General features: G+C 62.5%; 7 protein-coding genes and 3 rRNA genes. 7 read left to right on the top strand and 3 right to left on the bottom strand.

Annotated elements, in window-relative coordinates:
* Window positions 1-44: 44 nt before the first annotated feature.
* Together ACHMXB_RS03670 and ACHMXB_RS03675 are read right to left on the bottom strand one after the other, a co-directional pair.
* Entirely contained in the window at window positions 45-554 is a 510-nt protein-coding gene (locus ACHMXB_RS03670) for a methylated-DNA--[protein]-cysteine S-methyltransferase (RefSeq protein WP_395402864.1), read from the bottom strand.
* Between the two features lie 70 nt (window positions 555-624).
* Entirely contained in the window at window positions 625-2,184 is a 1,560-nt protein-coding gene (locus ACHMXB_RS03675; RefSeq protein ID WP_395402866.1) for a DNA-3-methyladenine glycosylase 2 family protein, read from the bottom strand.
* Window positions 2,185-2,295: 111 nt separating this feature from the next.
* Between ACHMXB_RS03675 and ACHMXB_RS03680 the strand changes: the two genes are divergently transcribed.
* The 7 genes from ACHMXB_RS03680 (at window position 2,296) to rrf (ending at window position 13,262) form a co-directional block, all read left to right on the top strand.
* Window positions 2,296-2,934 (top strand): DNA-3-methyladenine glycosylase, encoded by a 639-nt coding sequence (locus tag ACHMXB_RS03680; protein ID WP_395402868.1) that lies wholly within the window; start codon window positions 2,296-2,298, stop codon window positions 2,932-2,934.
* A 9-nt stretch (window positions 2,935-2,943) separates the two neighbouring features.
* Complete coding sequence (locus ACHMXB_RS03685) at window positions 2,944-3,501, top strand: adenine phosphoribosyltransferase (RefSeq protein WP_395402870.1); 558 nt, start codon at window positions 2,944-2,946, stop codon at window positions 3,499-3,501.
* Between the two features lie 126 nt (window positions 3,502-3,627).
* Window positions 3,628-5,856, top strand: coding sequence for a HelD family protein (locus ACHMXB_RS03690; protein WP_395402872.1), 2,229 nt, complete (start codon window positions 3,628-3,630; stop codon window positions 5,854-5,856).
* A gap of 91 nt (window positions 5,857-5,947) precedes the next feature.
* A complete protein-coding gene (tyrS, locus tag ACHMXB_RS03695; RefSeq protein WP_395402874.1) occupies window positions 5,948-7,261 on the top strand; it encodes a tyrosine--tRNA ligase in 1,314 nt (437 codons plus the stop codon).
* A 499-nt stretch (window positions 7,262-7,760) separates the two neighbouring features.
* A 16S ribosomal RNA gene (locus ACHMXB_RS03700) occupies window positions 7,761-9,285 on the top strand.
* A gap of 526 nt (window positions 9,286-9,811) precedes the next feature.
* Window positions 9,812-12,935, top strand: a 23S ribosomal RNA gene (locus tag ACHMXB_RS03705).
* Window positions 12,936-13,145: 210 nt separating this feature from the next.
* Window positions 13,146-13,262, top strand: a 5S ribosomal RNA gene (gene rrf / locus ACHMXB_RS03710).
* Together the 16S, 23S and 5S rRNA genes form the textbook arrangement of a ribosomal RNA operon.
* A gap of 74 nt (window positions 13,263-13,336) precedes the next feature.
* Here the strand turns inward: rrf and ACHMXB_RS03715 are convergent.
* A complete protein-coding gene (locus tag ACHMXB_RS03715) occupies window positions 13,337-15,373 on the bottom strand; it encodes a multicopper oxidase family protein (RefSeq protein WP_395402876.1) in 2,037 nt (678 codons plus the stop codon).
* Between the last annotated feature and the right edge of the window lie 12 nt (window positions 15,374-15,385).

A 15,385-nucleotide genomic window follows, 5' to 3' on the forward strand; every position in this document is an offset into this window, starting at 1 on the left:
GGCCCAACAGGCCTGCTGGTTAACCTAGTGGTTCAACTACGGGTTCAGCCGGCGGCGAGGCCCTGCTTTTCGCGGGCCAGCAGGCTTTCCTTGATCCGCAGCCCCCAGCGGAAGCCGCCCATCGTGCCGTCCGTGCGGACTACGCGGTGGCACGGAACGAACAGCGCCGCGGCGTTGAAAGCGCAGGCGCTGGCGGCGGCCCGGACTGCCTTGGCGTTGCCGGACAGCTCCGCATATTCGGTGTAGGTGACCGGCGCCCCCGGGCCGACGGTGCGCAGCACATCCCACGCGTGGGCGCGGAACGGGCCCGATTTCTGCAGGACGGGCACGTTCATGGCAGGAGCCGGATCGCCCGCGTAGAACGCCTCTACGGCGGCCGAAATCGGGCCGAGATGCTCCACCGGTTCGTAGGCGTCCGGCAGCAGCTGCGGATGGATCTGGCCCGTCAGGTCCTGGGGGTCGGCCGTCCAGCCCGAGGCGAGCACCACGCCGTCGCGGGCGATGATGGTGAACGGCCCGTCCGGCGTTGGTATGGTGAGTAGTTGGGCTTTCATCGCACTGTCACTTTCATTGCACTGGGCTGTCATCGCACTGTCGCTTGTCATTGCACTTGTCACTTTCATTTCACAATGTCGCTTTCGGCCGAGCCGTGCGCGCGGCGGGAGTTCGGGATATGGCAGTCCTGGGCGCAGCTGCCGCCGCGCGCCAGATGTGCATGGTGGCGTACGAACGCCAGGGGCTGACTTCGCGGAAGTCCGCCGGGCTGGCGCCGCCGGACAGCGCCCGGATGCCGTTCCGTACAGCTGCGTCGTTGGCGAGGAAGATGTCCGGCGCGCCGATGACCCGCATGGCCACGTATCCCACGGTCCACGGGCCCACGCCCGGCTTCGGCAGCAGCTTGGCGGAGAGGCTGGGCAGGTCGTCGCCGTAGCCAAGGTCCAGCGTGTTATCGGCCAAGGCGGTGGCAACGGCCAGCAGCGACTCTATCCTGCGCCGCGGGCCGCGCAGCAGTTCCGCGCCGGCCCCGGCGATCTGCGCCGGCGACGGGAACAGCCGGGAGAGCCCGTCGCCCGGCGCCGCGCTGGGACTGCCGGCCGCGGCCAGCTGCGTGAGGGCCGTGCGCGCGGCTGCCACCGTGATCTGCTGCCCCACCATCGCCCGGATGAGAAGTTCCTGCGGATCGAGGGCCCCCGGCAGGCGGATCCCCGGCGCTGCCGCCACGGACGCCGAAAGCCGGGGATCGGAACCCAGCGCGCCGTCGATGGCGACGGGATCGGCGTCGAGGTCAAAAAGCCGGCGTACCCTGCTCAGCAGGGCCGGCAGGTCCCGGAGGTCCACCGCGCCGATCGTGAGCACCAGCTGCCGCCCGTGCGGACCGCCGTCGTACCTTCCCGATCCGCCCTCTCCGGTGCCGTTCCCTGCACCGGAGTATTCCGCGCCCGTGTATTCCACGCTGAACCGCGCGTCGCCGTGCGGAAGCCGCAGTGTCCGCGCATAGGACGTGGCGGTTCCGGCCTCGATCCCCGGTATGGCACGGACGGCGAGGAAGCTGAACACGCCGGGGTCGAACGGTTCGCGGTAGGGCAGTGCAAGCGTGAGCGAGGTGCTCGCGGGGGCTGACGGATGGTGCCGGGCGGTGCTGCGCAGCGCGGTCGGCGTCATGTCGAACACCTCGGCCACGGTCTCGTTGAACTGGCGGACGCTGCTGAAGCCCGCCGCGAAGGCGACATCTGCCAGCTTCATCGTGGTGGAGACCAGCAGCGTGCGTGCGGTCTGGGCCCTGCTGGCCCGGGCCAGGGACAGGGGACCGGCGCCGAGTTCATGGCTGAGGATCCGGTTCAGCTGGCGGGACGAATAGCCCAGCCGCGAGGCGAGCCCCTCAACGCCGTCGCGGTTGATCACGCCGTCATTGATCAGCCGCATGGCCCGGCCGGCAATATCCGAGCGGAGGTTCCAGGCCGGCGTGCCTGGCACGGCCTCAGGCAGGCAGCGCTTGCAGGCTCGGTAGCCGGCGTCGTGGGCGGCGGCGGACGTCTCATAGAAGGTGACATTCTCCGCCTTGGGAGTCCTCGCCGGGCACGAGGGCCGGCAGTAAATGCCCGTGGTGCGCACCGCTGTGAAGAACTGCCCGTCGAAACGGGTGTCCCGCGCGTCGATGGCGCGGTAGCGCTGCCAGAAGTCCATGACTCCATCCTGCCAGTCCTCAAAGGGACCTGCTAGCGGAAATCGGACATGGCCGTGGAAGGCTTCGCAAGGCATCGGACCCGGACAACAGGGGCTTCGGTAAAGTCGGGCATGACCACCAGCGGCCCTGTGCGGCAGTTCCTGTCCGGCGATGCCCGCGAAATCGCCCCGCTGCTCCTGGGCGCCGTCCTCACGCACCAAAGCGACGAAGGTCCCGTCGCCGTACGGATCACCGAACTCGAGGCCTACATGGGGCCCGTCGATTCCCTGCATCCTGATCCCGGCTCCCACACCTACCGCGGCCCAACCCGCAGGAATGCCCCCATGTTCGGTCCGGCCGGCCACCTCTACGTCTACTTCACGTACGGCATGCACTACTGCGCCAACATCGTATGCGGCCCGGCAGGCCACGCCTCCGCTGTCCTCCTGCGCGCGGGCGAGATCGTCGAGGGCCGGGAACTGGCGCTCGCCCGGCGCCCGACGTCGAAGGCCGCCAAGGACCTGGCCAGCGGCCCCGCCCGGCTGGCCACGGCACTCGGGCTGACCACCGAGGACAGCGGCCGGGACGCCCTGGGTCCACCGTTCGGCCTGGTGCTGCCGCCCGCACCCGCCGCCCACGTCAGCACGGGGCCGCGGGTCGGCGTCGCCGGCCATGGCGGCACGCACGATTTTCCTTGGCGGTTCTGGCTCACCGGCGACCCCACCGTGTCCCGTTACAAGGCTGCAAAGGCGCGTCCGCCGCGGGCGTAGGCTGGACGGGTGAACCACAGCGAACAAGCCCCTGCCCCTCGGCCCCTCCCCGTGGACGAACTCATCACCAGCCTCTGCGCAACCGTTCCGGACTACCCCAAACCCGGAATCACCTTCAAGGACCTGACCCCCGTCTTCGCCGACGGTCCCGCGTTCCGGGCGGTCGTCGACGCGCTCGTGGAACCATTCAAGGGGCAGTTCGACGCCGTGGCCGGCGTCGAGGCACGGGGCTTCCTGCTCGCCGCCGCCGCGGCCTACGCCACGGGCACCGGCGTGGTGACGGTGCGCAAGGCCGGGAAGCTGCCGCGCGAGGTTTACTCCGAGGACTACGCCCTGGAATACGGCAACGCAACGCTCGAACTTCACACCACTGACCTGGCCCGCGGCAGCCGGGTGCTGATCCTCGACGACGTCCTCGCCACGGGCGGCACCCTCGGGGCAGCCGCCCGCCTGTTTGAACGCTGCGGGGTCCACGTCTCCGGCGTGGGCGTGGTGATGGAACTCGGGGAACTGCGCGGCCGCTCCGCCCTGGCCGGGCACCGCGTGCGGTCGCTGCTGCGCCTCTGATCAGCGGTCTTGCCGGCAAGCGGCGGAGCCGCGCCGTCAGATAACCTGCTGTATGCAGCTCAACAGCCGCCATGCAAGCCGAAAAGGTTATAGAATGGACGGTCTGTCTTTTGCGATAGGGGAACGATGCACGACGCCGATTTGGCCCACGAACGGGACTATGTAGCCGGCCTGTACACACGGCTTGATGAACTGCGTGCGGAAAAGCGCGCCCAGCTGGCCCAGGTGCGCCGCGCGGGAGCAATCGGCACCATGCAGAACGTCTCCGAACGCGATGCCTTCGCGGCCCTGTACGAGGACCGCCTCGCCCAGCTCGACGCCGTCGACGACCGCTTGGTGTTCGGCCGGCTGGACCTGGACTCCGGCGAGGCACAGTACATTGGCCGCATCGGCCTCACCACCGAGGACCTCGTCCGGCTCATGGTCGACTGGCGCGCGCCGGAGGCCGGCCACTTCTACCAGGCCACAGCATTTGACCGGCAGGGAGTGCGCCGGCGCCGGCACCTCATCCTGCAGGGCCGCGAGGTCAAGGCCATCGAGGACGACGTCCTGGACGCCGACATGCTCTCGGACGCCGACTCGCTCCAGGGCGAGGGCGCCCTGCTGGCCGCCCTGAACTCCAAGCGGACGGGCCGGATGTCGGACATCGTGGGCACCATCCAGTCCGAGCAGGACCGCATCATCCGGTCCTCCATCTCCGGCGCCCTTGTGGTGCAGGGCGGCCCCGGCACCGGAAAAACCGCCGTGGCCCTGCACCGCGCCGCCTATCTGCTGTACACCCACCGCGACCGGCTCAAGTCCGCCGGCGTGCTGCTGGTGGGCCCGTCGTCGTCGTTCATGAAATACATCGAACGCGTCCTGCCGTCCCTGGGTGAAACCGGCGTGGTCATGGCCAGCCTCGGCAGGCTCATGCCGGGCATCAACGCCGTGCCGGAGCAGGAGGCGGACGTTGCCGCCATCAAGGGCCGGCTGGAGATGGCCGAGGTCATCGCCAATGCCGTGGCCAACCGGCAGCGCATTCCGGCCGAAAACCGGATCCTGGAAGTGGACGGCCGCAAGCTGACCCTCACGCCCCGTCAGGTCCGCCGCGCCCGCGAACGCGCACGCTCCACCGGCAAGCCGCACAATGAGGCCCGCGTTACCTTCGTCAAGATCCTGCTGCGCGAGCTGACCGAGCAGATGACCGAGCTCGTCGAAGCCGGCAACATCGGCAACAACGCCGACCGTTCCTACCTTGCCGAGGACGTCCGGACAGCACGCGATGTGCGGGTCGCGCTGAACCTGTGCTGGATGCCGATGACGCCCGAGAAGCTTGTGGGCGAACTTCTCAGCAAGCCCGCGCTCTTGGAAGCCTGCACCCCCGGACTGACCGCCAGGGAACGTGAGCTCCTGCTGCGGGCTCCGGACGCCCCCTGGACCGAGGCCGACGTCCCCCTGCTCGACGAAGCAGCTGAACTGCTCGGTGAACTGGATCCTGCTGCAGGCCGCGGCCTCGCCCAGCAGGAGCAGGACCGGGCCCGCGCCCTGGCCAACGCCCGGCAGACCCTGGTCAATATGGAGTCCGCCGGCGTCGATGTCCTGATGTCCGCCGAGGAACTGGTTGAACAGAACGAGGAACGCGAGGCCCGCCTGACGGCCGCCGAGCGCGCCACCAGCGACCGCACCTGGGCCTTCGGCCACATCGTTGTCGACGAGGCGCAGGAACTGTCGCCCATGCAGTGGCGGCTCCTGGTCCGCCGCTGCCCGCTCAAGTCCTTCACGATCGTGGGGGATATCGCGCAGACCAGTTCCGTGGCCGGCGCGAAATCCTGGCACGGAGCCCTCGCACCGATGTTCGGCGACCGCTGGCAGCTGGAGGAGCTTACGGTGAACTACCGGACGCCGTCGCAAATCGCCGAAGCGGCGGCACGCATGGCCAACGCCGCCGGCCTGGTGGTCTCCGCACCGAAGGCCGTCCGGGAAGGCCGCTGGTCGCCAATCATCGACCGCGTGGAGAAGTCGGGCCTCGTGAGCCGGCTGGTGGAGGTCCTTCCCGAGGAGCTCCAGGCGCTCGACGGCGGACTGCTCGCCGTGATCGCCGACGGCGACCTGCTGCGGGAGGCCACCGCTGCGCTGCGCGCGAAGTATGGTCCCCGGCTGGGCACGGGTGCCGGCAGTTATGAACAGGACGTGGTGGTCATCAGCCCCCGGGAAGCCAAGGGCCTTGAGTTCGACGGCGTCGTGGTCCTTGAGCCGAGCGCCATGCTGAACCACGAGCACGGCAGGGTCGGCGATTTGTACGTCGCCATGACCCGCCCCACCCAGCGGCTTCGGCTGATCGCGGCCGCGGACGTTCCGGCGGGCATCGAGCGTTAGTGTTCGCGGGCAGGCCGGCCGTTCGCGGTACGGCCTGTCTCCAGCCCTTCACGAGGGTCCAGGGGCCGCTGATCCTGCTAACTTAGAAGGCGTGTCACAACTAAACGACCTCGAATCCCAGCAGAACGACCCCAGCTTCGCCAACATCTGGCAGGAGCTCAAATGGCGCGGCCTTGTCCACGTATCCACCGATGAGGTGGAACTGGAAAAGCTCCTCGCCGGGGAACCGGTCACTTATTACTGCGGATTCGATCCCACGGCGCCGAGCCTCCACCTGGGCAACCTGGTCCAGCTCCTCCTCATGCGGCGGCTCCAGCTGGCCGGCCACAAGCCGCTGGGCCTCGTGGGCGGCTCCACCGGGCTGATCGGCGATCCGCGTCCGACGGCGGAACGCACCCTGAACACCAAGGACACCGTTTCCGAGTGGGTCGGCTACCTGCAGGCCCAGGTCCGCCGTTTCCTCAGCTTCGACGGCGCCAACGCTGCCCGGATGGTCAATAACCTCGACTGGACCGCGCCGCTGAGCGCGATCGACTTCCTCCGCGAGGTCGGCAAGCACTTCCGCGTGGGCACCATGCTGCGCAAGGACGCCGTGGCTTCACGCCTGAGCTCTGAGGAAGGCATCAGCTACACGGAGTTCAGCTACCAGATCCTCCAGGGCATGGATTACCTCGAGCTCTACCGCGACTACGGCTGCATGCTGCAGACCGGCGGATCCGACCAGTGGGGCAACCTCACCAGCGGCACCGAACTGATCCGCAAGGTTGAGGGCAAGACGGTTCATGCTCTGGGCACTCCGCTCATCACCAACTCGGACGGCACCAAGTTCGGCAAGAGCGAGGGCAACGCCATCTGGCTGGACTCTGCCATGGTCAGCCCCTACACCTTCTACCAGTTCTGGCTGAACACCGCCGATGCGGACGTGGTGAACCGGCTGAAGGTCTTCACCTTCCTGACCCGGGCCGAGATCGAGGACGTTGCGGTCTCAGTCGCCGAGCGCCCCTTCGCCCGCGAAGGCCAGCGGAAGCTCGCCTACGAAGTGACGGCGCTGGTTCACGGAGCCGAAGCCACGGAAAAGGTCATTGCCGCTTCCGCTGCTGTGTTCGGAAACGGCGACCTGACGGTGCTCGATGAGCAGACGCTGGCCGCGGCGACGGCCGAACTGCCGTCAGCTTCCGTGGACGGAGCGGACCTGGGGATCATCGATCTGCTGGTGGCCTCGGGGCTGTCGGACAGCAAGTCCGCGGCGCGCCGGGTGGTCGGCGAGGGCGGCGCCTATGTCAACAACGCCAAGGTCACCGACCCGGACGCGGTGATCGCCCCGTCCCAGCTCCTGCACGGCAAGTACCTGCTGCTCCGCCGCGGCAAGAAGAACCTGGCCACCGTTCAGGTCACCGGCGCCTAGCACCGGAATCGACCAATTGCACGCTCCTCCGCAGCCGATTTGCCCGGCCGCGGGGGAGCGTGTAATGTCTTCTGAGTCGCCGCCGCTGAGCGGTGACAAACCCCCGCACTGAGAAGCCATTCTTCAACTTCAAAGCATGAATGAAGAAAGGCTTCCATTAGTGCTGGGCGGATTCGTTCCACGAGGTAAATATCGGGTGAATAACCCGGATTTGCAAAGTGAAAATGAATGAAATAAGCTGGAAACATCGCAGCGAAGAAATGCGAAACGCGAATTACTGGTGTTTATCAGGAACTGTTTCGAGAAGTATTTGAATGTGTCTGTTGTTTGAGAACTCAATAGTGTGCCAAGTTTGTTGATACCGATTTTTTATTAAATTGGTTGAATTTGCCGGGCCTATCCGCCTCCGTGGTGTGGTCTGGTGTTTTTGGCTGGTTTCAAATTTTGTGCAGCTGGTTTCCGCGTTATTTCCGTGGTTTCCGGTTGTGTCTGTTTGTTTTCAACGGAGAGTTTGATCCTGGCTCAGGATGAACGCTGGCGGCGTGCTTAACACATGCAAGTCGAACGATGATCCGGTGCTTGCACCGGGGATTAGTGGCGAACGGGTGAGTAACACGTGAGTAACCTGCCCTTGACTCTGGGATAAGCCTGGGAAACTGGGTCTAATACCGGATATGACTCCTCATCGCATGGTGGGGGGTGGAAAGCTTTTGCGGTTTTGGATGGACTCGCGGCCTATCAGCTTGTTGGTGAGGTAATGGCTCACCAAGGCGACGACGGGTAGCCGGCCTGAGAGGGTGACCGGCCACACTGGGACTGAGACACGGCCCAGACTCCTACGGGAGGCAGCAGTGGGGAATATTGCACAATGGGCGAAAGCCTGATGCAGCGACGCCGCGTGAGGGATGACGGCCTTCGGGTTGTAAACCTCTTTCAGTAGGGAAGAAGCGAAAGTGACGGTACCTGCAGAAGAAGCGCCGGCTAACTACGTGCCAGCAGCCGCGGTAATACGTAGGGCGCAAGCGTTATCCGGAATTATTGGGCGTAAAGAGCTCGTAGGCGGTTTGTCGCGTCTGCCGTGAAAGTCCGGGGCTCAACTCCGGATCTGCGGTGGGTACGGGCAGACTAGAGTGATGTAGGGGAGACTGGAATTCCTGGTGTAGCGGTGAAATGCGCAGATATCAGGAGGAACACCGATGGCGAAGGCAGGTCTCTGGGCATTAACTGACGCTGAGGAGCGAAAGCATGGGGAGCGAACAGGATTAGATACCCTGGTAGTCCATGCCGTAAACGTTGGGCACTAGGTGTGGGGGACATTCCACGTTTTCCGCGCCGTAGCTAACGCATTAAGTGCCCCGCCTGGGGAGTACGGCCGCAAGGCTAAAACTCAAAGGAATTGACGGGGGCCCGCACAAGCGGCGGAGCATGCGGATTAATTCGATGCAACGCGAAGAACCTTACCAAGGCTTGACATGGACCGGATCGCCGCAGAAATGTGGTTTCTCCTTTGGGGCCGGTTCACAGGTGGTGCATGGTTGTCGTCAGCTCGTGTCGTGAGATGTTGGGTTAAGTCCCGCAACGAGCGCAACCCTCGTTCCATGTTGCCAGCACGTAGTGGTGGGGACTCATGGGAGACTGCCGGGGTCAACTCGGAGGAAGGTGGGGACGACGTCAAATCATCATGCCCCTTATGTCTTGGGCTTCACGCATGCTACAATGGCCGGTACAAAGGGTTGCGATACTGTGAGGTGGAGCTGATCCCAAAAAGCCGGTCTCAGTTCGGATTGGGGTCTGCAACTCGACCCCATGAAGTCGGAGTCGCTAGTAATCGCAGATCAGCAACGCTGCGGTGAATACGTTCCCGGGCCTTGTACACACCGCCCGTCAAGTCACGAAAGTTGGTAACACCCGAAGCCGGTGGCCTAACCCCTTGTGGGAGGGAGCCGTCGAAGGTGGGACTGGCGATTGGGACTAAGTCGTAACAAGGTAGCCGTACCGGAAGGTGCGGCTGGATCACCTCCTTTCTAAGGAGCACCTACAGGCCCACGCTTTCCGTGTATGCGGGGTGTGTGGTTTGTCAGGAGTAAAGGCCCGTTGCGCAGGCGATCGTTCTGCGGCGGGTGCTCATGGGTGGAATATCAGCAAATAGGTGCCTGGTGGCACGGGCCGTTGGTTAGTACGGAGTGGTTCCTCTTTGGGGGCTGGTCCTGGAACGCGGGTGGTTCGTGGTTGTTGGGTAGTGTTTGGCACACTGTTGGGTCCTGAGGCAACAGGACCGGGAGGGTTTGGTTCTTTCCCGGGATGTTTGTTTCTGGTTTCCTGGCTGCACCGATCGCACGGTTGCCTCTTTTGGGGGGTGTGTGTGGGGTGTGTGGTACGGGGTTGTTGTTTGAGAACTACATAGTGGACGCGAGCATCTTTTATAAGAAGCAATTTCCAAGAATATGAACCTGGATCTGGCTGCGCGTGATGATGGCACTCTTCGGGGTGTGGTTGTTGGGTGTGGTTGGTTTCTGTGGTTCTCTCGAAAATTACTCCTTGATCTTTTGTGGTCAAGTTTTTAAGAGCACACGGTGGATGCCTTGGCATTAGGAGCCGAAGAAGGACGTAGGAATCTGCGATAAGCCTGGGGGAGTCGATAACCGGACTGTGATCCCAGGGTGTCCGAATGGGGAAACCCCGCCAGACGCGCGAGTGATCTGGTGACCCGCATCTGAACACATAGGGTGCGTGGAGGGAACGCGGGGAAGTGAAACATCTCAGTACCCGCAGGAAGAGAAAACAACAGTGATTCCGTTAGTAGTGGCGAGCGAACGCGGATCAGGCTAAACCGACCCATGTGTGATAGCCGGCGGGCGTTGCATGGGCGGGGTTGTGGGACTTGTTGTCCTGGTTCTGCCGGACCGGGGAGGTGTGAGTGCTGGTATAGGTGAACGGTCTTGAAAGGCCGGCCGTAGAGGGTGTGAGCCCCGTAACCGTAATGCTGTGCACCGCCTTTGATGAGTATCCCAAGTAGCACGGGGCCCGAGAAATCCCGTGTGAATCTGTCAGGACCACCTGATAAGCCTAAATACTCCCTAATGACCGATAGCGGACCAGTACCGTGAGGGAAAGGTGAAAAGTACCCCGGGAGGGGAGTGAAACAGTACCTGAAACCGTGTGCTTACAATCCGTCGGAGCAGCCTTGTAGTTGTGACGGCGTGCCTTTTGAAGAATGAGCCTGCGAGTTAGTGTTACGTCGCGAGGTTAACCCGTGTGGGGAAGCCGTAGCGAAAGCGAGTCTGAACAGGGCGTTGCAGTGGCGTGATCTAGACCCGAAGCGAAGTGATCTACCCATGGCCAGGTTGAAGCGACGGTAAGACGTCGTGGAGGACCGAACCCACTTCAGTTGAAAATGGAGGGGATGAGCTGTGGGTAGGGGTGAAAGGCCAATCAAACTTCGTGATAGCTGGTTCTCCCCGAAATGCATTTAGGTGCAGCGTTGCGTGTTTCTTACCGGAGGTAGAGCTACTGGATGGCTAATGGGCCCTACAAGGTTACTGACGTCAGCCAAACTCCGAATGCCGGTAAGTGAGAGCGCAGCAGTGAGACTGTGGGGGATAAGCTTCATAGTCGAGAGGGAAACAGCCCAGACCACCAACTAAGGCCCCTAAGCGTGTGCTAAGTGGGAAAGGATGTGGAGTTGCGAAGACAACCAGGAGGTTGGCTTAGAAGCAGCCATCCTTAAAGAGTGCGTAATAGCTCACTGGTCAAGTGATTCCGCGCCGACAATGTAGCGGGGCTCAAGTACACCGCCGAAGTTGTGGCATTCACATGTTTTCCAAGCCTTCGTGGTTCAGGAGTGTGGATGGGTAGGGGAGCGTCGTGTGGGCGGTGAAGTCGCGGTGTAAACCAGCGGTGGAGCCTACACGAGTGAGAATGCAGGCATGAGTAGCGAAAGACGGGTGAGAAACCCGTCCGCCGGATGATCAAGGGTTCCAGGGTCAAGCTAATCTGCCCTGGGTAAGTCGGGACCTAAGGCGAGGCCGACAGGCGTAGTCGATGGACAACGGGTTGATATTCCCGTACCGGCGAAAAACCGCCCATGTTGAACAGGGGATACTAACCGCCCGAGACCTGCCCGACACCCCTTGTGGGTGAAGGGTTTTGGTGGAGCGCGGGACCTGATCCTGGGAGGCAAGCGTATTAACAGGTGTGACGCAGGAAGGTAGCCGAGCCGGGCGATGGTTGTCCCGGTCCAAGGATGTAGGGCGAACGGTAGGCAAATCCGCTGTTCATGTGCCTGAGATCTGACGGGACTCCCGTAAAGGGGGGATTCGGTGATCCTATGCTGCCTAGAAAAGCATCGGCGCGAGGTTTTAGCCGCCCGTACCCCAAACCGACACAGGTGATCAGGTAGAGAATACTAAGGCGATCGAGAGAATTATGGTTAGGAACTCGGCAAAATGCCCCCGTAACTTCGGGAGAAGGGGGGCCCCAACCTTGAACACCACTTGCTGGTGGGAGGGGATCGGGGCCGCAGAGACCAGGGGGAAGCGACTGTTTACTAAAAACACAGGTCCGTGCGAAGTCGCAAGACGATGTATACGGACTGACTCCTGCCCGGTGCTGGAAGGTTAAGAGGACCGGTTAGCCGCAAGGCGAAGCTGAGAATTTAAGCCCCAGTAAACGGCGGTGGTAACTATAACCATCCTAAGGTAGCGAAATTCCTTGTCGGGTAAGTTCCGACCTGCACGAATGGAGTAACGACTTCCCCGCTGTCTCAACCATAAACTCGGCGAAATTGCAGTACGAGTAAAGATGCTCGTTACGCGCAGCAGGACGGAAAGACCCCGAGACCTTTACTATAGTTTGGTATTGGTGTTCGGAGTGGCTTGTGTAGGATAGGTGGGAGACGTTGAAGCCCGGACGCCAGTTCGGGTGGAGTCATCGTTGAAATACCACTCTGGTCACTTTGGACATCTAACTTCGGCCCGTAATCCGGGTCAGGGACAGTGCCTGATGGGTAGTTTAACTGGGGCGGTTGCCTCCTAAAAAGTAACGGAGGCGCCCAAAGGTTCCCTCAGCCTGGTTGGCAATCAGGTGTCGAGTGTAAGTGCACAAGGGAGCTTGACTGTGAGAGAGACATCTCGAGCAGGGACGAAAGTCGGGACTAGTGATCCGGCGGTACATTGTGGAATGGCCGTCGCTCAACGGATAAAAGGTACCTCGGGGATAACAGGCTGATCTTGCCCAAGAGTCCATATCGACGGCATGGTTTGGCACCTCGATGTCGGCTCGTCGCATCCTGGGGCTGGAGTAGGTCCCAAGGGTTGGGCTGTTCGCCCATTAAAGCGGTACGCGAGCTGGGTTTAGAACGTCGTGAGACAGTTCGGTCCCTATCCGCTGCGCGCGCAGGAAATTTGAGAAGGGCTGTCCTTAGTACGAGAGGACCGGGACGGACGAACCTCTGGTGTGTCAGTTGTACTGCCAAGTGCACCGCTGATTAGCTACGTTCGGATGGGATAACCGCTGAAAGCATCTAAGCGGGAAGCTCGCTTCGAGATGAGATTTCCATACACCTTGTGTGTGAGAGGCCCCCAGCCAGACCACTGGGTTGATAGGCCGGATGTGGAAGCGAGGACTAACGACTCGTGAAGCTGACCGGTACTAATAGGCCGATAACTTACACCACACACCACCCCCGCAAACGGATTCAAAAGCGTTTGCACCCAAGGGGGCGGTAAAAAGAAAACAAGACTGCTTGCGTCCACTATGTGGTTCCCAACCAACAAACCCGCCGGGTTTGACGGTTCAGGAACCAACACAACTAAATACAACACCACAGTTGTAACACCACAGTTTTCCCCTCCCCGGGCACACCCCGGCGGACGGGACACAGGGTTACGGCGGTCATAGCGTGGGGGAAACGCCCGGTCCCATTCCGAACCCGGAAGCTAAGACCCACAGCGCCGATGGTACTGCACCCGGGAGGGTGTGGGAGAGTAGGTCACCGCCGGACAACCATTAAAACGGTCGAGAGCCCCAACCAGTTCACTGGTTGGGGCTCTCCCGCATTTAACCCGCTTCTCGGATTCAGCTGGTCCTTACGCTCGTAGTCGCAGCCCCGCCGAGGCTCGATTGGGCCTTGACCGCTTTGACCTGCTGGGTTGGCCCGGGCTTGGCCGTGAACGTCCAGGCTCCCAGAGAGTTGGCCTTTACCGTACCCAACCGGGTGGAGGCGCGGCCCGGCGTCACGTCGTACAGCACGACGGTAGCCGAGGTTGCCGCCGTCGATCCGGCGTACTTGGAAGTTCCGCTGAAGGTCATGTCCTTCCTCAGGCGGTGCCGTGAAGAGGTGAAGGTCACGACGTCCTTCTGTCCCGCAGGAACCGCAGCCGGTACCGGGACAGGGGCAGGTGCCGGCCGGGGTGCTACCGGCGCCGTAGCCGGGGTGGTCGTGACGGGAGCAGCCACCTCCGTCGGTTGGGTGCTGGTTTGCGGTGGCTGCACCTCTGCCGTGCCTTGTGCCGGTGCCGTCTGGCCGATCGGATGCGGCCGGACCGCTTCGACTGGATGGTTGGGGTCTACGTCGTTCGTGTCGAGGCCTACGCTGAACTGGGCCATCATGTCATGGTCCTCGTGAGGCAGGTTGTGGCAGTGGATCATGTAGCGCCCACGATGATGCTCGAATTTCATCAGCAGCCGGACCGTCTCGCCTTCGCCCACGTAGACCACGTCCTTGGGCCCGCGTTCGTGGGCCATCGGTGGCTGTCCGTTGCGGCTCAGGACCTGGAAATCCACCAGGTGAATATGAACAGGATGGAACCAACCACCCGAACTGTTTTCTATCTCCCAGATCTCCACATCGTTCAGGTCAGGATCGGCGAGGACCTTCCTGTAGCCGCTCTGGACCACTTCGTCCCAGGTCATGCCGCCGATCGTCCAGACGTCGTTGTCCCGCTTCACCCGCATGCGCCGGGTCTTGACGGACTCTGAGGCTTTGAGGCTCATGGTCGTGCTCGGGGCGAGGAGCGTCGGCAGCACCCTGGCGCCGGGCCCGGATGTATCGATAGGTTCGTTCGTTACATCGAAGGCCATGATCCTGTTGGTGAAGTCGTAGTCCACATTATTTTTGTTGGACAGGTTGCGCAGCTCCACCCGCTTGCCGACGGGATACTTCGAAAAGTCGATGAGAACCTCGTAACGCTCGGCGCCGCCGTGCCGCCAGGACGTCACCTGCTGGGCGGCGGGCATCAGGCCTCCGTCTGTTGCGACGATGGTCATGGCGTCTCCCGTGCTCAGGGAGAAGCGGTAGGAACGCGCAATGGATGCGTTGAGAATACGGAAGCGGTAGATCCTTCGCTGGACCTTCATCACGGGCCACGGCGCACCGTTGACGAGAATGACGTCGCCCCACAGGCCCGAGTGCGTGTTGTCGTTGTAGCCGAGGGAGCCGTTGGCGGCGAACATGGCGTCAGAAACCGTCAGCGGTACATCGAAGTCACCCTGCGGAAGAATGTTGCCTTCCACCTCGTCATGCAGGTGATACTGGGCGGCCAACCCGGAGTAGACGCTTTGGCCCGTGTTGTGAACCGCGTGGTCGTGGTACCACAGGGTCCGTGCCGGCTGGAAGTTGGGGTATTCATAATCCTTGCAGTAGTCCCGGCCCGTGAGGTCGTTTGCGTAGCCGTCGAACTGCGGCAGTGACGCTGACCCGTGCAGGTGGGTGGAGGTGTCAAGCCGATACCCCCACTGCGGATGGAACAGGGGCAGCACGTTGTCCATTTCCAGGGTGATGCGTTCGCCCTGGTTCACCTTGATGGTCGGCCCTGGAAATGTTCCGTTGTAGCCGAGGATGGGAGTGCTGAGGCCAGGCACGATGTTGGCCATAGCTGCCTTCTGCTGGATCTGGTACAGGTGCCTCGTCTGGCCGTCGGCGTCCACCACAGTGCTCTTGGGCTTGAGTACCTCCGGAATGGGAAGTGCCCTCTGATAGGGCTTCGGCATGTTGCGCGATGCCAGCTGGCTTGCCGACTTGGCGCTGACCGACGTCAACGGGACGGCTAGGCCAAAAGCGCCGATGATTCCCACTCCACCTATTTGCAGTGCCTGACGGCGTGTAACTGACACGACTACCTCCGA

Origin of the sequence: Arthrobacter sp. UC242_113 (genome assembly GCF_044054585.1) — a bacterium.
Classification (GTDB): domain Bacteria; phylum Actinomycetota; class Actinomycetes; order Actinomycetales; family Micrococcaceae; genus Arthrobacter.